This is a genomic window from Fibrobacter sp. UBA4309 (genome assembly GCF_002395745.1).
In the GTDB taxonomy this organism is placed as follows: Bacteria; Fibrobacterota; Fibrobacteria; order Fibrobacterales; family Fibrobacteraceae; genus Fibrobacter.
In genome coordinates this window covers 119,078-142,564 of the sequence record NZ_DGUN01000051.1, presented here as the reverse complement: position 1 = coordinate 142,564, position 23,487 = coordinate 119,078, and the positions used below count along the sequence as shown (strand labels likewise).

Below are 23,487 nucleotides of genomic sequence, written 5' to 3'. Positions count from 1 at the left end.
ATATGAAGAACATGAAACGAGGTGTTTCTCTCATAACGGTCCTTCTGTTCATGCTTGTCGCGACAATTGCCGCGACGGCGACATACAAGTGGCTTACCTCGGAGAGCCGGTCGAGTGCGTCAAGGCTGATGCAGGCCGAGGCCAAGGAATCGGCTGTTTCTGGAATCGAAGCGGCCAGGTCGTGGATGACGTACCATGCCAATGATGTGGGTGCTATAGTCAAGCAATTTTTTGACAATGGAAAACAACCGATTAGCTTGAACAATGTCCTCCCCGGCATTGGGCAGGGACGGCAGAATTACAACGTGTCTATAGTGGCGGCCGATGTCAGCACAAATGTGTACAAGTTGAAGATTGTTTCTACGGGAACATCAAGTAAAGGGACTACGCATACCGAAGCGGCGATTATGAAGGTGTCCGGGCTTTACAGGGTAATGGTTCCGTCAATGGAAGTTCATGAAGACATAGAGTTGGATTACAATTTTGGTTATGTGGGGGGCGGCACTACGCTTGATAACAACTCTTCAACTAAATCGGGAATGGCGGCGATGCTTGTGTATGGAGACCTTAAGGGAAAGGAACTCGTGGCCAAGAGCGATTTGATTGTTTTTGGTGATCTTGGTGACGACAATACGAACCATCTTCGTGTCGGAGGCCACACGTGTGTCAAGGGATCAATGGATGTTACGAATCAGGAAGGATTTGAACAGGTAAACGATATATATGTAAAGGGTGACGCAAAATTTAACATGAAGACGGGCGCCGCCATGACCAACGCATATTTTGGCAAGGATGTTACGGTAGGAACGAAGGGCGCCGATATCAACATTACAGGGGATGTCACGCTAGGAGGGAAATGGACGAACTCCGAAATCAAAAAAACCCATATCGGCGGAAACATGTGCCTGGCCCAGAATGCGTGGATTGATTTTAGAACGCCGACTAATGAGAATCAGGGCCCGTTTACTGTAGACGGCTCTATGTGGGTCCCGAGTGCGTTTGGTTTGCGAAATGGAAATAATAGCTTAAGCGATGGAAAACATGTATATGTTACGTTGGGAACGAGTGAAAACTCGGAGCTGTATATAAAAAATGTGGAATTGTGCAGTGCAAAATATCTTCCTTGGGGAGCTTCTTTTTATACAACACCAACAACAAATTATTATGCTAATCTGGGCCCGGCCGGTTGGCAGCAACTTACGTCAGATGGCGCCTGTCCCAAGGATGGCGACAGACCAACGTATTATTATCAGGGTCATGATTTGGTTCAGTTCGATATTAAGTATTCGTGCGACGGTGCTGTTGAAACTTGTAAACAATCGGGTAAGGGGGCATATTCTACAATGCGTACGGCATTTACCTCCATGGCTAAAAAGGAAAACTTGCACAAGAATGTTGCAGGTGCTCCCAGTGTTACCTGCAATACTGAGATAAAGGATTTCTGCGACAATTATTTTAACAAGCCTACGACCAAATGTGGGCATGGTGCCTCTGCCAAGGAAACTTTGGCGGACTTGCTGAAAAATGCCAAGGAATCTTTCGGGACAAAAATAAGCGAATGTGTTACCAATCTCATCGCAAATACAAATGCTGATTTGAACAATGGTAACGGAATTGATTTATTGAACAGTTGTTCTTCTACTACGCCAGAAAGTCAAAAGTATAATGGCTATCTGGTGGTCAAGGCAAATGCGGCTTGGATGAACAAGCTATTGGCGAATGCGTCAAAGGAAATTAGAGGAAAATATATCTTTTATGTGGACGAAGAGCCGAATAGCACATCTAAGCTAGATAAAGTCAAGTTGCCTCCGACGGCGACTGACGCCTATGTTTTCCTTTATTTGCCCAACGGGGCTGGAGAAATTGATCAGAACAATGGCTCTCGTTTCAATTATTTCATCTATTCCGAAAAGGATATTACAAAAATCAGTTCTTCGGGCGGTGCCTGGACGGGCTCGTTCTATATGTCTTCGGCAAATTGTGCAAAAGTACATTCCTTCTCGTCCGGTGATGCTCCGACGGTTAACTTTAACCAGGCTTTTCTTAACGATCTCACTTCTAGTAAGATCATTTGCCCGTCATCGGCAGAAACTTGTGGTGATGGGGCTACCGGTTCCAGCTCTAGTATCGTGATAGACAATGAAGTCGTTTTTGATGGCGGTCATGATTCCTACCATATTGCTACCGGAGCGCAACTGCACATAGAAGTGGAATCCGAGTATGCCAATACGGAGGCGGTGTCCAACGCCAATCCGGTAGCGCAGTCCATTGTGGCATTGCCCCGAATCGTCTACTTGAATGAAGATGCTGTCGGCAAGTTGACGGATTATTTCTCGGTCATGCCTCTTAATGGCGCTCATGTTGAAGGAAACGGCACTACTTCGTGTGCAAACGGCGGTCCCTCTCCGACAACGGCGCTTGCTTCCCAGCCGGATGTAATTCGAAAGGGCAAGAGCTATGTCTGTACCTATACGGAAGGAAGCTTTAGGACGTATTTCTTTGTTGCGGTGACGGGAGAAGCCTCGGGAGATGCCCGTGTTTCCTTTGAAAGCCCCGCTTCAGTGTTCATTCAACCGACCTCTTCTAGCTCCAGTACGGTAAACCTCCTTATTCCGGCGATTGACGGTGCGGAACAGCAGAATATTAAGGTTGAAGTTTATATAATGAACAACGGCCTTACGGGCTGGACGATTTCGAAGATTGATGCAACACCAAATTTTGAAGAAAAACCAGGGTCCGGTGGACACGTCTTTGTATATAGCGGAACTGCGGGTGCCTCGAACCAGACGGTGCCCTTGTTCACGGTCCAGACAGATGCTGGAGCGCAGGCGGGTTCTGTTATATTCGCTTTGCAATCACCGGAAGGTTGTAGCATTGTAGGGAATGCGACCAAGACGTATAGCATTACGGGTTCTGCAACTATCAAGCGTGAAAGCATAGCGAAGTATTGCGAAACCTATCCCGATAATTGCACGGGGGCGAATTCAAAGTATGCGACCGCTGCGAACGAAGAAGATTGTGGAGATTTGGGCCCCGCCATATGGATTGAGGCCTGGCCGAATTGTACGACAGAAGAAGGCATGGCTAACGAACAGTGGAAATGTCCGTCGGGTAACAGCAGTAACAATCCCATCCAGCTTAGGGCTCTCTCGTACGATGATAGTAAGTGCGTCTTGTACAAGCCGGATTTGAACAATTCCATTGTGGGGGCGAAGGATGATGGGGAAAACCCCAACAGTCCCTACATTTTGTACGCGTCGCTCAAAAAGAGAAGCTTCGGGCTGCACCTTGAAAAAGAAGGCGCAAAAGCCAGTAAACTGATGGTGTACACGAAAAATACAGAATCGGCGGAATACGAATCGTATGACGAGTGTACGGCCGTCAGTTGCGACTATTCGATTCCTGTCGGAACGTATGTGAAGGTCGTGGCGAACGCGACGGGAGACGACCGCTTCAATTACTGGACTTGCCATTCCTCTGATTGTAACTGGGTTAATAACGTTTCGCCGACGATTGAGTTCGTGATGGGTTCTGCTCAATCCTACAAGGCCCATTTCAATGAACGCGATGACCACTGTTTCTACTCTTCGTTCGACCATATGGCCGAAGAATGCATGAGCTATCCTTCTACCAAGGCGGAAGAGTGCATTGACAAATGCGGGAACAATAATTCCCGTTGCGCGGTGGCGAGCGGATTGAAGGCTGACAATGCCAAATGGTTGATGGTGTTTGCGGACAATTCTACATGGCCCATGCCGTCGGCGTCTAGCGGGTATTTGAGTAACGACAATAGCGGGAAAGTGGCCTTCATTATGCATCGCAATGTTGCAGGCCCCAATGGAATCTTGACCGCCAGAATAAAGACGGCGAGGATCCCGGTCGGTCGTGAAAAGGATATGTTGAACGATGGCTTTGTCTTCAGGTCGAACAAGACTGTGGGCGAATACCTTATGGTCAATATCTACGGGAAGAACGACAACAAGGCGTATGCGCGCGTGTGCTATTCGACGGGCGTGAATTCTCCGCGTATTGCCAACACCAATAAATGTATCGAGAGCCAGCTGAAGAATGCCGGCGGCAATTCTTTCTCGGTGACTCCTGATGCAGCAATGAATGTGAAAATTACGCTGGACAAGGTAAACCTGAATGTTGAATTGGTCGGGGGTACCGGCGGTGTATATACCCATCAGTTTAACCTATCGTCTGATTGGAACTACGGAGTGCTGAATGATGTCGATCACCAGTACGTCGGTTTCAAGCTGTCCAATCCGGAATTCCAGATTCATGATATTGGCTGGAGAACAACTGATTTCAATAATGAAGCCTGTTTCGATTATCCGTCGATAAGCTGCTCGTTTGCCGCAAAGTATCTTGGCGGCCGAGTTCCCTTGGAAAAGGATGTTGCGCCTTGGATCGGGTATTCTAGCTGGTTTGAGAATACGGCAAGTTGCAGTGTAGGAGATTTCTTCTACAATGGTTGCGACATGCCTTCCGATTACTATCACAGTCACGGGACGGGAGATCTTACGGGATCTTGCGCGACGCAAAGTTCCGACGGCTATTACAATCGGACAAATGACAAGAAGGATGGCCTGAAGCTCTTGGAAAAGAAATTCAAATTCAAAGAAAATGGTCCTCATGGGTATCTGCATGAAGACAAGAACGGTTTTGTCCGTAACGGTTCCGTGACGGCAACGTGCCCGAATATGGAGAACACCAGTATAGAACTGTTTGCCAATTGCGGCCTGTTCAATGTGGGCGAATTGACCGCGTGTTCCAGGAACGAGGTCCTTTTGAACTCGACTCGTTATTTGGGGTTGAATGAGGAAGTAATTGAAGGAACTCGTACTTACAATTTGCGGGAAGCGTCACTGGAGTTTTCTTTTACGGAATTGGCCGATAATGCGGACATCAAGGTCGTACTTGTCGATGTGAACGGCATCGAATCGCCTGCAAGGTACATCTCCAACAGCAATGCTTCGTTGGATGTGGACGAAATGTCCGGTCAATTTGGCTTTGATCCGGAAAAGGTGAAAAAGGTGAAGTTGACGGGCTCTTCGACTTATACGTTAAATGAGATTAAGAGCAGTTGCGCCAAGGCGGTGAGTTTTGGCAACTGCTCGGCTGAGTTCGACAAGAATTCGCATAAATGGGTTGTCCACGCTCCGATAAATAATGTCCAAAATGCGAAAAAATGTAAGATAACGGCGAACTCGAACGATATCGCGGTTCCCGGAACTTTTGTCAGCTGCAACGAAAGCGGGCGTTTTGAAGTGCCGGACAATACGGACCAGCCGTTCGAGGAACACTTGCATACGGGAACCAGTACCTTGCAATATAAATTCACGGTGAGCGCTTACGATGATGAGGAGGCGCAGTTCACTAGTGAAGGAGTTGCTTCGTGCGATGCTACTACCGAAGAATACAAGAAAATGACGATAGATTGTAGCATTCCGGAAAACGAAAAGACTGTGATTCAGGGGCTTGGTGTTCCAACATTGACTTATTCGTTTGAGAACTGCCCGAGTACAGGGTGCTATTACTCTGTTTCGCTGACAAGTGATATCACGGAAGTTGGATATGGTAATGGAAAAACTCCTGTAACGGGAGGAACCTGGAAGCCCGAAGTCAATACGAAATCAGATAGATTGACTACCGGAACTTATAGCTATACGGTCAAGGCGACAAATAGCACTGGTGGTGAGTATGCCAGCTGTACTACAGATGAATTTGAGGTCCTTGCCGCTGTGGAAGCTACGGCGAGCTGCAGTATATCTGGGAACACGTTGAGTATTTCTGCCACGAGTTCAAATTACGAAGCGGTAGAAGTTTCTGTTGCCATCGTTCAAACGGACGTTTTGGGGAATGTTTTGTGGTCGCAAACTCTGGCGATAAATGGAGATGAAGTGGAGACCACTTTGGATCTTAATAGAGATATTGTTGTTGCAGAAGGAGGGACGATAGTTCTGTCTGTTCTGTATGGGACTGATGGCCAGGCGGATTGTGGGACTTACGAGCGACCCGTCGGAAAACCTACCGGAACATGTTCTGTTAACAAGAGCTCCATATACTCCAATGAGTCGGCAACGTTCTCTGTTTCCAACGTGACTCACTGCGATAGCTGGATCTTGAAAAAAGATGGCGTGACAGATCCTGTTTCGTCGTCAAGTACTTGCGGTACGAGTATATCGGTTGATAACTTGGACGCTGGTACTTATAGCTTGTATTACAACGGAAGCGATACAGCGTATTGCACCGAAACGGTGACCGCGAAAGAAAATGTAACGCTTTCTTGCAGTAGTATCGCTATAGACGATAAGGAGACTGCAACTTCAGTCGAGATAACGATTCCCTATGGCAATCTGACTGTTGAACATTGCGATGGTTGTACATATACGGTTGCTGCAACGACAACTGGCGCCGCTGTTACCAATGCGACTGGAAGTTACACTGGTGGAGACATTACGTTTAATGCGACAAACCCGTCCGGAACGATTGGTTACTCCTTGACGATGACTGATGGTGGTGGACATACAACGGATGCCTGCACTTTTAGTGTGACGTATAGTTCGAGTAGCTCCACTGAAGATGTTTGTGGCTGTACATGTAGTGATTGTTCAACAATAGAGCTGACGGCATCAGGAGCGAATGAGTATCAAGCTCTCAAACACTGTTATTATATTGATAACGAAAATGCCAAGTTAAGAATAGATCATGTATGCTCAAGTATAAAAATAAATGGAACGCCGATAGTTGGCACTCATTCGGAAACTGAAATAAAGAATTATGGCGTAGATAAAGTGGATGAAGGTTATTATCTTGAAGTCATACATGATGGATCTCCTGCTGGTGGTGATCGCGTTTATTGCAACTTCACTATCAATAATACGTCCTCTAGCAACCCTTGTGGTAGTGGCTCTGGTTCTGGTAGCGGATCTGGTGGTGATAATCCTGGCGGAGGAGGTGGAGATGAACCCTCTGGAGATTGCCATGCACCAACGGGATGCTCTCCTACTACGACGGGATCCTTCAATACCGATGGAAAGTGCTATTTTGCAACTTCTATTGCATATATCAATACTCCTGCTACTTATGTAATAAATGGAAAATCATATTCGGGTTATTCGCAAATGTGCTGTAACGATTATCCTGACCCCGTTGATGGTGGCTATTATATTCAGACTGCTACAGGACGAAATGACGGGTCTTCGGTTACAGTTGGAAAACCAAACTGCAACTAGATTTAAAATAACTAAACATGCTCCCCCGCAGGGGAGCTTTTCTGTTTTCAGTAATGGGTTGTTTCCGCTATTTCTTCAGCAGGAACCCGGCAACGCTTTTTTCGCGTACAAAGGTTTTCTTGGCGGCGGCCTGTACCTCGGCGGCGGTGACCTTGTCGAGTTCGTTGGCCCAGTTCAGGAATATCTTGTAATCACCGAACATCTCGTAGTAGGCGAGCATCGTCGCGACGTTTTCCATGTCGGTCAGGCTGCGTACCAGTCCAGCGTAGGCGCGGTTCTTGACCTTCTGGAACTCACGTTCGCTCGCAATTTCGGTTTTCAGTTTCTCGAGTTCTTCCCAGACTATCTTCTCGACCTTGGCCACGTCGGCGTCGGGCCTCATGTTTACCTGTATAGAAAACTCGGAAACGTACTTGTTCGGGCTGTTGCTTGCTCCCACGCTCACGGCGAGCTTTTCCTGCTCCACAAGGCGCTTGTAGAGCCTGCCTGAACGTCCGTTCAGCACGCCTTCGGCTATGTCGAGCGCGTACAGGCTCCTGTCGCCGACTTCAGGTGTTTTGAACACCAGCGTGAAGAGGTTGGGCGCATCGGGGCGCGTTACGGTCAGCCGCTTTTCTCCTGCCTGTTCCGGGTCGCGAATCGTAAGCGGAGGGAATGCTTCGCCTGCCGGGATGCTCCCGAAATACTTCTTGACCATTTCCATGGTCGGTGCGACTTCCAGATCGCCCGCCAACACCAGGATGGCGTTACGTGGCTTGTAGTACTTGCGGTAATGTTCCTCTGCCATTTCGCGGGTCAGGTTCGCGATGTCGCTAGGCCAGCCGATGGTGGGCACCCGGTAGGGGAATGCTTCGTAGATAAGGGAATTCAGGCTTTCGTAATAGCGTCCGGTCGGCTTGTCGTCGTAGCGCATGCGGCGTTCCTCGCGCACCACGTCGCGTTCGGAATAGAACTCGCGCAATACGGCGTTCTGCATGCGGTCCGATTCCAGCCACATGAACAGTTCCACCTTGTTTTTCGGGAGGGTCACGATATAGGCGGTCATGAGGTCGCTCGTGAACGCGTTCAGGCCCGTGCCGCCCGCCGCCTGGTAGGCGCTCCACAGTTCGTCCTTCACGAAAATCTTGCGGTGTTCGTTGAGCACGGAATCGTGTTCGGCGGTGAGCTTCTTGACAAGCGCGCTGTCGCCCGCGAGTTTTGCGGGGCGGATCAACGCCTGCAGGCTATCTTGGACCGCCATGAAGCGAGCGTCGGCGACGCTGTCCTGGATGCCGACCTTCTTGGTTCCCTTGAAAAGTTCGTGTTCCAAGATATGGGCGAGTCCGGACTTGCCGGGAACCTCGTGTACGGAACCGGTGACGTAGAAGAGGCGGCAACTCACGGTTGGCGCCTGCTTGTTCGGGTGCAGCAAGACAGTCAGCCCGTTAGGCAGGACTTCCTTGTGGACATTCAGGTCGACGGCGGCATGGAGCGGTGCGCACCACAGGCTCGCGGCGACTAAGGCGGCGATTTTTTTCATGTGGTAAATTTACACAATTTTAGGCTCTAGAGACCGTCGATTTCGAGAAGTTCCGCCATGTCGGCAGGCATGATTTCGAAATCGAGATCGGCGTTCTGGAGAATTCGGTCGCCATGGACCGATTTGGGCAAGGGGAGCATTCCCAGCTGCAGTATGAACCTGCTTGCCAGCTGCGGTACAGAAACATCGTACTTGTCGGCCATCTGGCAAATGACGGGGACGTTTGCCAGGCGCCCGTGCGCATTGGGCGAATAGGCCTCGAGCAATATGCCGTTCTGTTCGCAGAATTCAACAAGCTCGTAGGGAATATGCCCGATATGGATTTCCACCTGGTTTACTGCGGGCATAATGGAACACTCGTCCATGATGTTCTTAAGGTCGTCTATATCGAAATTCGATACGCCGATGCTCCTGCAGTTGCCTGCGGTACAGGCCTCTTCCAATGCCTTCCATACCTGCAGGTTTTCGGCAAAGTAGTTCTTGCCGGGTTTCCACATCTCGTCCCACGGTTTGGGCGCGTGGATAAGCATCAGGTCGGTATAGAAGCTGTCCAGGCGTTCGATGGATTCGTTGATGCAGCGAATCGCTCCGCCGTAAGTTTTTTCTTCGGCGGGAATCTTGGTGGTCACGAAAATCTTTTCGCGGGTGACTCCGAGGTGGTTTATGGCGGTCTTGATGCCACGGCCGACACCGGCCTCGTTGTCGTAGGCGATAGCCGTGTCGATATGCCTATATCCCGCCTCGATGGCTGTCTGGACGGCGAATTCAGCGTCTTCGTCGGAAATCTGCCATGTCCCCAGGGCCAGCTTGGGAATCTTTTCCCCGTTATTCATCTTGTATACTTCGTCAACCACCATGGGAGAGCCCCTTCGTTCACGTTCAACTTTTCTAATATAAACAAGGAACGGGGCAAAAGGACGCCCCGTCAAATACCACTTTGGAATAGTACAAGTGATGTTGGCCGCTACCGTTCGATGGTCTTGGTCTCGCCGCGTTTTGCGCGTTCTTCGCTATAGGGGTCGATATGCACGAGCGCATCTACGACGTTCTCGCCGCTGTCGATGAGCTTCTGTTCCACCTCCTCGGCGAGGTCGTGCGCCTCGAGGAGTGACATGTCGGCCGGGACGACCACGTGCAAGTCCACGTGAAGGTCGCTGCCTACATAGCGGGTACGGAACCCGTGGATGCTGATGACGTTCGGGCAGGCGAGGGCGATGCCTTTCAGCTTCTGGGCCACCTCCTCGGAGGCGCCCTCGTCGGCGACGCGGTGTATGCCGGGCCAGGCTATCTCGAAACCGGAATGCACGATGAATACCGATACGATAATCGCTCCCACCGAATCGGCGAACCAGAGATTAGGAAAGAATATTCCGAATAGGATGGCTATCAGCACCGGGATGGAGCTGTAGGCGTCGCTCCTGTGATGCCACGCGTTCGCCTCTACGGCCTCGCTGCGGATGGAACGTCCCTTGGCGCGTGTGTAGCGGAAAAGCGCTTCCTTGATAATGATGGAAAGCGCGGCCATGACTCCCGCAATCCATTCGGGTTTGCTTGCCTTGCCCTCGTTCAGGGCCACGATGGCGTTGTAGCCGAGCCCGATACCTACGGCGCATACGGCAAGCCCGATGCCCACCGAGATGAGCGTCTCGAAACGGCGGTGCCCGTAAGGGTGGTCCGCATCGGGGGGCGCGTTCCAGAACTTGGAACCCACGATGATTGCGATGTCCGTGGTGAAATCCGACGCGCTGTGGATGGCGTCCGCCACCAATGCCTGCGACCCGCCGAAATAACCCGCGAAGAACTTGCCCGCCGACAGTGCGGCGTTCCAGGCAAGCCCTACCAGCGTGACGTGCCGGACTTCGGAAGAATCGTCTTTTTTCAGGATTCGGGTCATGGGGGAGAGGTCGGTAAACAGGTGCTTGTTGTCACGTGTAATATAACAATTTGCAACCAAACTCCGCCCATGTGCATCCAAATATTCGAAAAAGCCGGAAATACTTTTTATTTTTTGGGTCTGATTTATGAAAAAGTTGCTGAAATTCATCGTTATTGTCGCAGTCCTTGCCGCCATTGCCTTCGGCGTCAAGCATTTCTTTTTTTCGGAAAGCGTTGACGATGTTCCGGGGGCTTATGTCAGTTCGGCAGTAAAGCAGATGACGATTTCTACCACGATCTCGGCGACGGGAACGCTCGATCCCGTAGACCAGGTGGAAGTGGGTACGCAGGTTTCGGGCGACATCTCCAAGATTTACGTGGATTTCAATTCCGGCGTCAAGAAAGGCCAGGTCATCGCCGAACTCGACAAGTCGAAACTCAAGGCGACGCTCACGCAGGCCGAAATCGCCTACAAGTCCGCCGAAAACGACTACAAGTACAAGGAGTCCACCTACAGCCGCATAAAGAAACTTTCCGAGAGCAACGCTGCCAGCGCCGTTGAACTCGAGACGGCTGAATACAACATGAACTCCGCGAAGCTCGCCGTGGAACGCAGCAAGAACGAGGTGGCGCAAGCGAGGCTCAACTTGAGTTACGCGACCATCAAGAGCCCGATCGACGGCGTGGTGCTGAAGCGGGCCGTAGAAGTGGGCCAGACCGTCGCCGCTTCCATGAGCACTCCTACCTTGTTCGTCATCGCGAGGGACTTGAGCCAGATGAAGGTCATGGCCGACGTGGACGAAGCGGATATCGGCCAGGTGAAGGCTGGCCAGAAGGTGACTTTCACCGTCGACGCCTTCCAGGGCGAAACCTTCAACGGCAGCGTGCAGGAGGTTCGCCTGAACCCGACGACCACGAGCAACGTGGTGACCTACACGGTGGTGATTGCTGCCGAGAATCCTGACCAGAAGTTGTTGCCCGGCATGACCGCTACCTGCACGATTGTTACCAGGGAAGTTGTCGACGCGATTTCCGTTCCCGTGAAGGCGCTCAAGTTCAGCCCGGGCGTCGGTCCACAGATGGCCAAACCCGGCGCCCTGCCGCCCCAGCTCAAGGGCGACCGTGTGTGGCTCAATGTCGACGGGAAACTTGCCCCGCGCCCGGTCAAGACCGGAATCAACGACGGCGTGAATGTCGAAATCCTCGAGGGCCTTAGCCTGGGCGATTCCGTCGTGGTGGGTCAGGAAAGCACAGGTGCGTCGGCATTCAAGAAGTCCGAGGCGAGCAGCCCCTTCATGCCCACGCCTCCCGGCAAGAAGAAAAGGAAATAACGCCGTAGCCGGCAGGCAAATAAAGCCGGAAAAACAGAATGCCCGCAAGCGTGGGCTTTTTCTGTAGGAACAAAAAGCGCGTTTTATGTTCTTGCGTACCGCACGTAGGCGAAACGCCTGCTGTCGGGCGCCCAGGAATTCACGTTGAGCGTTCCCTGCCCGCCGAACAGCTTGAGAAGCGTGCGCGGCTTGCTCCATCCGGTTTTATCGTTGCCTGTCATGATGCGGATTTCTACGTCCTTGTTCGGGACATGGTCTCCCGGGCGCACGTCGCGTTCGTGGTAGGCGAGCATCACGACCTTCGTGCGGTCGGGCGAGATGTGCGGGAACCAGGTGTTTGAGTGCGCATCGAATGTCATCTGCGTCTGTTCGGAACCGTCCGCCTTCATGCGCCAGGCCTGCATTCGTCCCGTGCGCACCGAATTGAACCAGACGTATTCTCCGTCGCAGTCGTATTCCGGGCCGTCGTTCAGCCCGAATGCAGTCGTGAGCTGCGTCTCGTTCCCACCCTCGGCAGGAATCGTGTAGATGTCGTATTCGCCGTCGCGCTCGGCGCAATAGGCGAGAACTTTTCCGTCGGGCGTTACGCCGTGGAGGTAGCTCGGTGCAAGCGGTGTCACGAGTACCGGCATGCGTCCGTCGAAGAAAATCTTGTAGATGCGCGAAAGTCCGTCTTCCTTGGTATGGTGGCTTACGTAGAGTCCCGTGCCGTCGGGTGCAAGTACGTGGTCGTTGTTGCAGTTGTCCACGAAGAGCGAAGGAACTTCCGAAATCGTTCCGGTCCCAAGCTCGTACCTGTAGATGCGCCCGTTGCTGTTGTATGTGAGGAACTTCCCGTCGGCGCTCCAGTTCGGGGCTTCGATTACGCAGTCGAATTCTTTGATCAGTTCCGTTTTTCCGGTCTCGATATCGCATATTTCGAGGAACGACTTGTCGCCGCTGCGTTCCCATACTTGCGCCGGCGATTGCTCGAACGGGTAAGCGACTCCCCAGCTTTCGCGGAGCTTGTCCATCTGCGTCATCATCTGCATGGTCTTGCCGTGCGGTATTTCGGGGCTTTCCCTGAGGCCCTTTTCAAGCGCGGACTTGCAGCCCAGAACCTCGTACTCGTAGCAGTTCGCGATGCGCGGCGGTTTCACCGATTCCACGAGCGTCCCGGCGACATCGAATAGCTGTAGTTCCACCATGTCGTTCAGGTTCTGCACCCGGATAAAGCCCGCGGTTCCGTAAATCACGCCTTCGTTCTTGAGCGGCGCCACCATCGAAGTCTTGAGATGTGCTACCTGCCCGTTCTTGTAGACGAGATCGATCCAGTCTGTCGCATCTACGCCCGTGTGGAACTTTACGCACTTGCTTTTTGTCTGCACGATATGATTCGCGACGCCGCCGATTTTTTCATCCGTCAAGAAAATGTCCGCAAACGTGAGGCTGTAAATTCCGAGGTCCAATAGCGCCCCGCCCGCGAGGGCCGGGTTCCGCAGGCGCTCGATATGCGAAAGCGGCATCGAGAAGTCGGCTTCCACGCTTTCCACCGTCCCGATCTTCCCGGCACAGATCCAGTCCTTCACCATCTGCACTGCAGGCAGGAATCGCGTCCACATAGCTTCGCTCAAAAAGACGCCCTTCTCTTCGGCAAGGGCGATGGCCTCCGAAGCGAGCAATGCGTTTGCGGTGAAGGCCTTTTCCACGAGCAGGTTCTTGCCCTGTTCCAGGCAAAGCAGTATGTCCTTGTAGTGTTCGGAATGCGGTGTCGCGATGTAGATCAAGTCCACGTCCGGGTCCTTCGCGAGTTCCTCGTAGCTACCGTACGCCCGGCCAAATCCGTAATCGTCGGCAAATTTTTTCGCCTTGTCAAGCGTGCGCGACGCCACCGCGTAGCATTCCACGCCCATACCGTTCTTTTCGAGAGCCTTGACCGCAGCTGCCATCTTTGTGGCGATATGGCCACACCCGAGAATTGCAAATTTTAGGACCATCTTTTTCCCTTTTTTTCAAAAAATACTCTCTTTTGAAGGCCTGCAGGAGTTTTTTTCGTATATAAATGGACTCTTGCGTGTGCAAATTTTGCCATTTCTAGCGTTGCCTATGGACAACTTGTAAATAAAAATAACGTTTCCAGCAGGCAATTTAGACATATATTATGTTAGATTAACAAAGGATCGTTATCAAGGCGACGAGGATGTTATGGGAAAAATCTGGTTTGGAACTGTCGCGATGCTCGCTTTCACGGTGAGCGTATCTGCAGTTGAAAAAAAGAAAATCGATTTCGTCGTCGGTGTCGATGGCGACTTCAAGGCGGCTGTTGCCGCCGCGGGCAAGTCGGGTGCGTCTGCCAGCAACCGTTTCGTCATCTTTGTTCCCGATGGCGAATACGAAATTACGAAGCTTACAGGCGATGAACACGGCAAGACGACTTTTTCGGCATCGAACGTCTCTATTGTCGGGCAATCGGTGGACAGGACGATTATCTGGAACACGACGGATACCGAAGGTATCAGTACCACGGCAACGCTCTATTTCCCAAAGAACAACAACATGTACATGCAAGATATCACGCTGCAGAACAGGGGTACCTATAACTCCGGTAACGCCGAGCGCCAGGTGGCCCTGCAGCAGAACGAAGGTGACAAGTTTATCTACAAGAATGTACGCCTTCTAAGCGGACAAGACACCTATTACACCAAGAAGGGCCGTACCTACTGGGAAGGTGGCGAAATTGACGGAACGGTCGACTTTATCTGCGGTGGCGGCGACGTATTCTTCGAAGGTACCAAGCTTGTGGTGACGCGGAAGGGCGGCTACATTACGGCTTCCCAGAATCCGGGGGACTGGGGCTACGTCTTCAACAACACCACCATCACCGTGAGCAACAACGGTTTCAACGGCTCGTTCTACCTGGGGCGTTCCTGGGGACATGCGAAGACGGTCTTCTTGAACACGACGATGATTGCGCAGCCTGCGGGCGAAGGCTGGGGCCCCGACATGAATTCCGCCCCGCAGGTCTTTGGCGAATACAACAGCAAGGACGGCAACGGCAACGCGGTGAATACGAGCCAGCGCAAGACTTATTTCAATGGAGGCAAGGACGGTTCGACGGCGACGACGCTCAAGACGGTATGGAATGCAAGCGATGCCGCCAAGTACACTCTCGCAAATGTACTCAAGGGCAGCGACAACTGGGACCCGACCAAGCTGACGGCACAGGTTTCCGCCCCGAAAATCGGGCAGGAAGGCGCCGAAATTACTTGGTCCGACGACAGCAACGCCCGCGCCTGGGTGGTGTTCGTGAACGGCAAGTACAAGGCCAACGTGATTACGCCGAGTTTCTCGCTTGATGGCGTAGCCGTGGGTTCCAAGATTACGGTGCGTGCCGCCAATTCCATGGGCGGGCTCGGAGCCTACTCCAACGAAGTCACGACGGTCGATGCCACTGCGACTTATTACAAAGTAACGATTGGCGAAGCCGTTGGCGGCAAGGTCACGACGAACATCGCGGGCGACAAGGTCATGGAAGGCAAGGACGCGGTGTTTACCGCGAATCCGCTCAGCGGCTGGAAATTCGCAGGCTGGAGCGGAGCAAGTGCCGCGGGCATCAATGCGGACAAATCTCCGGTGACCATCAAGGCTACGGGCGACATCGAACTTACGCCTTCGTTCGTCGGTGACGGCACCAATAAGTTCCAGGCCGAAGAAGGCGTTATCGAGAACGCTATCAACGAGAGCAGCAACGCGGGCTTTGCCGGTACGGGCTACATCAATTTCGGTACGGGAACGTCTAGCGTGAAGGTACCGGTGTATGCCGATGCCGCGGGTGAATTCAAGCTGACCATGACATACGCGAACGGTAGCAGTGCGGCCCGTAGCCTTTCCATCAAGGGCGAAGCCGGCGGTGCGCAGGAAGTCGAATTCGCGACGACCGCGAACTGGACTACCTACGAGACGAAGGAAATCTCCGTGAAGCTCGCAAAAGGCGCGAGCTACATTACATTCTCTATCGTGGGCGGAAACGACGGCCCGAACCTCGACCAGCTGGAACTGACCGCGGTGAATGTCGAAAAGTCCGATACGGGAACGACGGCAATCTATTGGGAATTTGCCGGTGGCGTATTCGCTGCGGGAACCGGAGCCAGGACGATGCTGTTCAACGTGAACGGCATGCTGATACGGCAAGCGGTAGGAACAAGGATTTCTACCGAAGGACTTCCGGGCGGGGTCTACGTGGAAAAGACTGTTGCGCCGGGCATGAACCGGCAACGCATTATTCGGGTAAGATAAACTTCATGTAGAGCTCGAGAAGGGGCTCTCCCCACAGGTACATGAAAGGAGCCGCCACCGCGAGGAACGGGCCAAAGGGAATCTGGCCCGACCCGTCGCCCTTGTCCGCATTGATCTTGCTGTACGGAACCATTACCACGATGCCAAGGACCGCGGCGATGATGAGGGTCTCTACGGCTCCCGTAACGCCCATGAGCGCCCCGTAGCCTGCGAGCAGTTTTACGTCGCCGAAACCCATGGCGTCTTTCTTGAGAATCTTGGTTGCGGTCCAGCCGATAAGGAACAGCCCGCCGCCTGCGGCGACGGCGCCGACAATGCTCTGCAGCGGAGTCACGCCTCCCGGGATAAACGAAATCAGCAATCCGGCGACAATGCCGCCGACAGAGATGGAGTCGGGTATCAACTTGTACTTGGTGTCGACCGCGCATACCGGATAAGCTCCCAACAATAGCCAGAATAGGCCGAGGGCGCGCCCCCAGATTTCGACATCCAGGACCGGAGCGCCGAAATCGAGCGTGAAACCGGTGGCCGCATAGAGCGACAAGGCCCCGAGAATGCCGCAGAGGGCTTCCCCGATAGGATAGATGATACTGATAGGTTGTTTGCAACAGGCGCTTTTGCCACGGAGCCAGAGCCAACCGACAATGGGCAGGTTATAGCGGATAGGGATGTGCTTTTTGCATAGCGGACAATGGCTCGGCGGATTGATAAGCGAAATGCCGCGCGGCATGCGGTAGACGATAACGTTGTAGAAGCTCCCGACACAGGCGCCCAGGGCGAAAAAGACGGCCAGCCAATACCAAAGCGGGATAATGTCCATAAAAAACCTCAAAAGTGGTACATTCGGGAATATATAAAGAATAATATAGTGTTTGTTTTCGCCAATAAAAAGATAAATTTAAATCAAGAGAGCCCCCACGAAGGGCCCTGTTCTTGTCCGTCAATAAAAAAGGATTGGATATGCGATTTAGAAGACCTTGTTTGTCCATTTTTCTTGCCCTGAGCATGGCATGCCTGTTCGGATGCTCCAGGGAATCCTCTATCAAGGAAAACGTAAACCTCCGCAACAACCATTCGGTCGTATTCGCGTTCAACAAGCCGTTCGAGAATGCGGAAGCCTTCGCTGACTCCATCATCAACTTGAGCAATCCGGACTCCGTGCTGGTGTACGACACCCTTACCATTACGGTAAACGATACGGTGTACCTCATGGGCTTCTTGCGCTACAACTCCGACAAGGTCTACCGCTATATCTGGCATTTCGAGGAACCGTACAGCAAGGACAACAAGGACACGCTCAAGAAGGACTGCGAATTCTACTCCCAGGGCGAGACGGGCAAGGGATGTAACTACGTGACCGAGAATAGCGCGAACGCCACTCCGTTCGCCCGTGTCTATACTGCTACGGGTCTTTACAGCCCCCTGTTCATTGCTATCGACGGCAACAATGCCCGCGACACGGCTGGCATCGGCCAGTACATTCGTGTTATCGACACTCCTCCGTACCTGAATGTTCCCAAGGATACCCTGTGGACGAACTACAAGGGTGAGATCACGTTCCCGATGGTGGCGCTGGATTCCTTTGGTTCCATCGAGAGCCTCAAGATAGACCTCGATGCCGGCGGTAAGGGTGAACCCGAGAAGTGGAAGTTCGAAAAACTGGGCGATGACACGCTTTCGGTGACAATCAAGTACGATTCCGCCAAGGTGGATTCCGTCGGCAACCAGAAAATCTATATCATCGCCATTGATGACGATGGCAACGAGACAAGGGACAGCGTGAACCTGCATTTCAACCAGCTCCCGAAACTCAAGCTGATTAGCCCGGACGACAATTCTACGCAGAACGAGAAGGAACGCCTTATCCTGCATTTCGAGGCGACCGATGCCGACAATCCTGCCGCCCTGCGCTACTTTGTCCGTGCGGCGAACCCGATCCAGAGCGACACGAGCATCGAAGAATTCGTTCCCAATTTCACCAACCGCTACCTGGTTGCCGAGGATCTCAAGGAATCGTATTTTGTCGCAGTGGATGCGGACGGCAATAACAAGCTCAATCTTACAGGCCGTATTTATTGGGATGTCTGGGTGACTGACGGATACGATACCGTCTATGCCGATAAGATTAAGGACAAGGACGGGACCAAGCGCCCGCGCATGTTCCTCCTTGTCGACTTGAAGAACCCCTATGGCGTATTCATGGGACACGTGCAGTACCAGGGCCGTTCCAGGCACTCGGGAATTCTCGTCGAGTTCAAGGATTCCGTAAATAGCTACCTGGCGACTACCAACGACAAGGGCTATTACAGCGTGAACGTTCCGTCGGGTTCGTACCGCATGATTGTTCGCGACACGGCCGGATACGGTTACGATCCTGATACGCTTCCGTACCGCCATATCGAAGTGGGCCAGACAATCAATCTCGGAAACAGGGTCATGAAAGACCCCGTGGAACCGAACGTGATTTTAGATACCCCGATAGACACGCTCTTTGGCCGCTCCGTGGAATTTTCGGGCAAGGCGGAAGACTTTGGTTCGCAGGTAAAGACGGTCGAGGCGCTGCTGGACGGCAAGAGCCAGGAGCTCTCGTTCTTTGGCGGGTACAACAAGTTTACGAACAAGTGGACGTGGCGTGTGCAGCTGGATGACCTTACCGATGGCAAGCACACGTTCGAGGTGTTTGCGACCGACAGTGCTGGACTCAAGTCTCCGACAATCAAGCAGGACTTTGTCGTCATGGCGTCTTCGATCCGGTTGACGGTGAACGGCAAGGCCGCCGCCATGGAAAAGAATACCGAGACACTCAAGTTCACCGTGAAGATTGCCGACGCGCACCCGATGCCCGACTCGCTGTTCTTCGTGACGAACGTGGACAAGATGGCGGCTGTCGCCGTGAAGGTCAAGGCCGACAGTACCGCCGAGGTCTCGCTCAAGCAAGAGGATTTCCCCGCCGAGATGAAGGCGTCTACATTCTACAACATGGTGGCCCAAACCGACCGCAAGGGTGGCAGCAGTTCCAACGTCGTTCGCTTCGGCTTCTTGAGTGACAAGCCCGCCGCCTTCTTTATCGAGCCGGGTAGCGACACGACCATTTCCGTGAATGACACTATCCATGTGAACCTCGAGGTCATCCCGAACAACGACGACCCCACCAACGACAAGTACACGCTCTCCTGGGACTGCGGTGGTGCCGTATCGTGCATCGAAGCCAACACCACGTCGGGCTCCCTTTCCTGGAAAACGAAGGGCACACACGTTGTTTCCGTGGAGATTACCAATGACGACGGCAAGACGAGCACCGACAAGATTACCGTGAACGTGATTTCTGACCCGCCGAAGATTACCGCGACGACGGAAAGCAGGACAAGGCAGAAGATCAAGTCCTCGGTCGAGGTGAATGTTTCTGCAAGCGACAAGCTTGGTACGGTCAACAAGATTTCTTGGGGCTGCAGCGCCCAAAAGAGCGGCCTTGCCGCGGCTCTCTCGGACCACAAGATTACGATTGATCCGCCCGCTGCGACCCATAGCGAGACGGTCACGGTTACGCTCCCTGGCGAAGAAACCAGCTACTTCTGCGTCTTCGAGGCGACTGACGATGACGAAGAAACTGCTCGCGATACCCTCGACTTCGAGGTAGTCGCCGACAAGCCGTACGTACACCTGAACATCAAGCAGCAGACGCTCACCATCAACGACGAAGTGGACTTCTTGTTCATGGCGGGCGATTCCCTTGGCCAGGTTGTCAAGTACGAGAAGTCCTGTGCCAAGTCCAAGGATTTCCTGGACGAAAACTGGCTTACGTTCAACCGCACCACGAAGGTCACCATGCCGAATACCGCAGGGAACTACTTCTGCGCTGTCCGCGTGACCGACGATGACGGCAATACGGCAAGTGATACGGCGACGTACAACGTGTTGCGTGCATCGCCGACGGTCCATGTCTTGAACAATCCGACGGTCACGATCAAGGATGTCGTGAACCTCGATGCGGATGCCAGGGATTCCACGCAGTACAACAGCACCTTCTTGAACGGTTCTATCAAGAAATACGAGTGGGGCTGCGGCCCGAGCGGTTCCGCCATCAATTTCACTTACTCCTCGAATTCCTCGCCGGAACACTCCGTGACGATGCCGTCTACGGCCTATAATGATTACTGGTGCGTTATCCAGGTGACCGACGACGACGGCAATACGGCCCGCGATACCGCCCATATCACGGTCCTTCTCGACCCGCCGACGGTTACCGTGAAGCGCGAAAATATCACTGTCCGCGAAGGGTTCAATATCGTCCTCGATGCGACGGCGCATGACGGCTACGGCAGCATTGTCAAGTACGAATGGAGCTGCGGTACGCCATCGACCATCGAAAACAACTGGAAGACATTCAGTGACGTGAGCGCCACCTGGGAAGCGCCGGCCGCGACGATGAACTACAGCTGTATCGTGCGCGTGACCGACGATGACGGCAATACCGCCCGCGACACGACATTTATCACCTATAGCACCGGGACTCCGGTGATTACCGTAAAGGACGAACTCATTTACGTGATGCCCGGCCAGTCATTCGACCTGTCGGCGACGAAGAACGATGACGTATGGCCCAACAACAACGTGAGCTGGTACAAGTGGCAGTGCTACTACAGCAGCAACAACAAGGCCATAAAGGATGAGCCACTCTACAGCTTTATCGACAATATCCAGTACGATGACCACGGCAACCCGGTCGTGCTGTTCTACGCGTTCAGGGATTCTTCGTACACCGAAAAAGGCGAAGACATCTACTGCGTTGTCACTGCCGAAGAAATCAGCACGGGAATGACCTTCAGCGATACGACTCAAGTCAAGATTATCGTTTCTCCGCCGAAGGGCGTCATTACCGCTGCCGATACCGTTTACGTATGGAGCGGGGACTCCTCGGTCTCTGCAGAGGGCTATAGCTTCTACACGACGGAATGGGGCGGCATGAATTCTACCATGGGACCCATCGGCGATCCTGACAACCAGAAGTTCAACTGGAGATTCAGCAATGTCGCCGGAGGTCCCTTCGAAGGCCCCAAGGATGGTTCGCTCGATACGAATATAGCCGAGTTCTACCAGGCGTTCGTCCGCAGCAGCACGGATGGCGACCAAAGAAGGTTCTGCCTGGATTACCGTGACAGCAATGCGACTGCGGTAAACGAGGCGTTCTACTTGCGTCACCGCGCCCAGGAAGTCTGCCGTAAGGTGTATTTTGCCAAGGCATGGAAGAACTTGGCGACAGATACGGTTTTGGCCAAGTCCAAGTTTCCGACGCCGCCGGTGCTCACGGTTGTGGGCAGCAAGCCGCTGGAGGTCTACCTGACAGCCTCGAACATGATCGGATCCAAGTACTATAACGGTTCTGCCTGGACTTCGATGGATGTATCTTCCTTTACATCGAGGGATTCCATTGTGATGATTGCCGTTGCCAATAACGGTACAGACGCGTTCCTTGCCGTGCTTACGAGCTCCGGTAAGGTCGATGCCTACAAGTCGGCCAACGGCACGTCGGCTTGGTCGTCTATCGGGTCTTTGATTACCGAAACGGCTTCGTTTGTCGATATTGCCGTAAAGAATGGAGGTTCGTCGCCGACAGTCCTGTATATTGGAAAAACCGACAATCTGCCTTACTTTGCAAACAAGAGCGGTAATACGTGGAGTTCTACCAGGATTTCTTCGAACAGGTCCCGTGAGATCAAGGGAGTCTTTGCCTCGAACGGGAAATTTATCGCCGTGTATGTCGGCAATACGGCCCAGTACCAGGGTTACTATGCCATGTATAACAGCAGTTTCGGTGAAAAGAGAGAAGCGCAAATAGAACCTGACATGAGCTCCATTGACCTGGCGGTAGACGGGAATGTGCTGTATATCGGCTATTCTTGCCGCGATACGGAAAAGTACGGTCCCATTGTCAAGCGCGGAACCTTGGACGGCAGCAATATTTCTTTCTCCAGCGAGAGCCGGTATTCACGGCCGTTTACCGAAGGCAAGCTTATCCATAGCGTGAGCATTGCCGTGAATGGCGGTAAATTGTACGCCATTATCGATGATAACGGCAGGCTGAATCTTGCCCAGTCGCATGCCTACCATCTTGACGGGACGACATGGAAGATTTACGGCGAGAACGAACTGCCTTATTTCAAGGTTTCTTTCTACAATGACCATGGCTACTACCTGCGCGGTTCGTCTCCGGATATCGGAATTTCGAGCGACGGGGGCGTTTATATCAGCATGCTGGGCTGGGAAAATGCCGGTGGTCGCGGTGAAAACTTCGGCCCCATAGTCATGAAGTATGGCGCCGATTCTTGGACGGTACATTAATGAACATTGAAATCGCATCTATTTGTGACGCGGCGACCGCCAACGGTGTTGGTGGACGCCTCAATATCCTTGGAGCTTTTGACAGGGTCTTCCCTCAGCAGTTCCCGTTTGTCATTCCCCAGTGCGCGGCAGCCTTCCGCATGCGCTATCAGCGTGCAGAGGCGGGCACCCACAAGATTACGCTTGTCATCGAGGATGTCTGCGGGCATGCCATTGTCCCGGCAATGCAGTCGGAGTTCCCGTTCGAGCCTGTAGCTACGGGTTTCGACACTGCAGCGGTAAACTTGATTCTCAACATGCAGAGGCTCCAGATTGCCCGTCCGGACAAGTACATTGTCCGCTTGAGCATCGATGACGCCGAAGTCGCCACGTTGCCCCTGTACATTCTCGAAGCGCCCCGTGTTAAGCCCAACTAGATTTCTCCTGGCCGGTATAGTGTTGCTGCAGGCCTGCGGCGACCTTAACAGCAGTTGGGAAAATGACGGCGGCGGGTATATCAAGTACCAGATCGGTGATTCGAAGACGTATACCTTGGAACTCGGCGAAGACGACGTGGAACTGCCGAACACCCGTCGGCACTATTTCTTTTTCCAGACAAGGATTGAAAAGAGCGACCGCAAGGACGCCTTTGCGGCGATGGTGTACGATCCGTCGCTGGGGGACAATCCCGTCGTGGAGGGGTATTCCTGGGCGCGCATAGAGGGCTCTCCCAAGGGGATTGTCTATGGTGACGAAAGCGTTATCCGTTTTGACCAAAAAGACGATTCCACCTGGACTGCGGACCTGGATTTGTACGTGCAGGATTGCCGAAGCGGTATTTGCAGCGATTCGTTGCCGCGAATCCATGTTACGGGCCGTTTTAGGTACTGGATTCCGGCGGACGAGCGTTAAAACGCCCTAAAAAACC

At 52.8% G+C, this 23,487-nt stretch carries 11 protein-coding genes; 6 read left to right on the top strand and 5 right to left on the bottom strand.

Going from position 1 to position 23,487, the window contains the following annotated elements:
• Positions 1-2 precede the first annotated feature (2 nt).
• Complete coding sequence (locus B3M32_RS07745; RefSeq protein WP_290744909.1) at positions 3-7,241, top strand: hypothetical protein; 7,239 nt, start codon at positions 3-5, stop codon at positions 7,239-7,241.
• A gap of 67 nt (positions 7,242-7,308) precedes the next feature.
• On the opposite strand, the gene B3M32_RS07740 is transcribed toward B3M32_RS07745, so the two are convergent.
• From B3M32_RS07740 to B3M32_RS07730, 3 genes are all read right to left on the bottom strand, one after another.
• Positions 7,309-8,760: a M16 family metallopeptidase gene (locus B3M32_RS07740; RefSeq protein WP_290744906.1), complete on the bottom strand. Its 1,452-nt coding sequence runs from the start codon at positions 8,758-8,760 to the stop codon at positions 7,309-7,311.
• A 26-nt stretch (positions 8,761-8,786) separates the two neighbouring features.
• Complete coding sequence (locus tag B3M32_RS07735; RefSeq protein ID WP_290744903.1) at positions 8,787-9,617, bottom strand: aldo/keto reductase; 831 nt, start codon at positions 9,615-9,617, stop codon at positions 8,787-8,789.
• 107 nt (positions 9,618-9,724) lie between these two features.
• Positions 9,725-10,714, bottom strand: a complete 990-nt coding sequence (locus B3M32_RS07730; RefSeq protein WP_290744900.1) for a cation diffusion facilitator family transporter — start codon at positions 10,712-10,714, stop codon at positions 9,725-9,727.
• Between the two features lie 67 nt (positions 10,715-10,781).
• Between B3M32_RS07730 and B3M32_RS07725 the strand changes: the two genes are divergently transcribed.
• Entirely contained in the window at positions 10,782-11,966 is a 1,185-nt protein-coding gene (locus B3M32_RS07725; protein ID WP_290744897.1) for an efflux RND transporter periplasmic adaptor subunit, read from the top strand.
• Between the two features lie 83 nt (positions 11,967-12,049).
• On the opposite strand, the gene B3M32_RS07720 is transcribed toward B3M32_RS07725, so the two are convergent.
• Positions 12,050-13,942, bottom strand: coding sequence for a Gfo/Idh/MocA family oxidoreductase (locus tag B3M32_RS07720; RefSeq protein ID WP_290744868.1), 1,893 nt, complete (start codon positions 13,940-13,942; stop codon positions 12,050-12,052).
• Positions 13,943-14,150: 208 nt separating this feature from the next.
• Here B3M32_RS07720 and B3M32_RS07715 point away from each other — a divergent pair, with 208 nt between their 5' ends.
• Positions 14,151-16,241, top strand: a complete 2,091-nt coding sequence (locus tag B3M32_RS07715) for a pectinesterase family protein (protein ID WP_290744867.1) — start codon at positions 14,151-14,153, stop codon at positions 16,239-16,241.
• Here B3M32_RS07715 and B3M32_RS07710 read toward each other — a convergent pair.
• Complete coding sequence (locus tag B3M32_RS07710; protein ID WP_290744866.1) at positions 16,225-17,061, bottom strand: prepilin peptidase; 837 nt, start codon at positions 17,059-17,061, stop codon at positions 16,225-16,227. The two genes, B3M32_RS07715 and B3M32_RS07710, sit on opposite strands and share 17 nt — an antisense overlap.
• A gap of 161 nt (positions 17,062-17,222) precedes the next feature.
• Between B3M32_RS07710 and B3M32_RS07705 the strand changes: the two genes are divergently transcribed.
• From B3M32_RS07705 to B3M32_RS07695, 3 genes are read left to right on the top strand one after another with little or no spacing between them, the layout of a single operon-like run.
• A complete protein-coding gene (locus tag B3M32_RS07705; RefSeq protein ID WP_290744864.1) occupies positions 17,223-22,580 on the top strand; it encodes a hypothetical protein in 5,358 nt (1,785 codons plus the stop codon).
• Positions 22,580-22,996 carry a DUF6941 family protein gene (locus tag B3M32_RS07700; RefSeq protein WP_290744862.1) on the top strand — a complete coding sequence of 139 codons (417 nt, stop codon included), beginning with the start codon at positions 22,580-22,582 and terminating at the stop codon, positions 22,994-22,996. Before B3M32_RS07705 ends, B3M32_RS07700 begins: the two co-directional genes overlap by 1 nt.
• Positions 22,980-23,471 carry a hypothetical protein gene (locus B3M32_RS07695; RefSeq protein ID WP_290744860.1) on the top strand — a complete coding sequence of 164 codons (492 nt, stop codon included), beginning with the start codon at positions 22,980-22,982 and terminating at the stop codon, positions 23,469-23,471. The genes B3M32_RS07700 and B3M32_RS07695 overlap by 17 nt, the downstream gene beginning before the upstream one ends.
• Positions 23,472-23,487 lie beyond the last annotated feature (16 nt).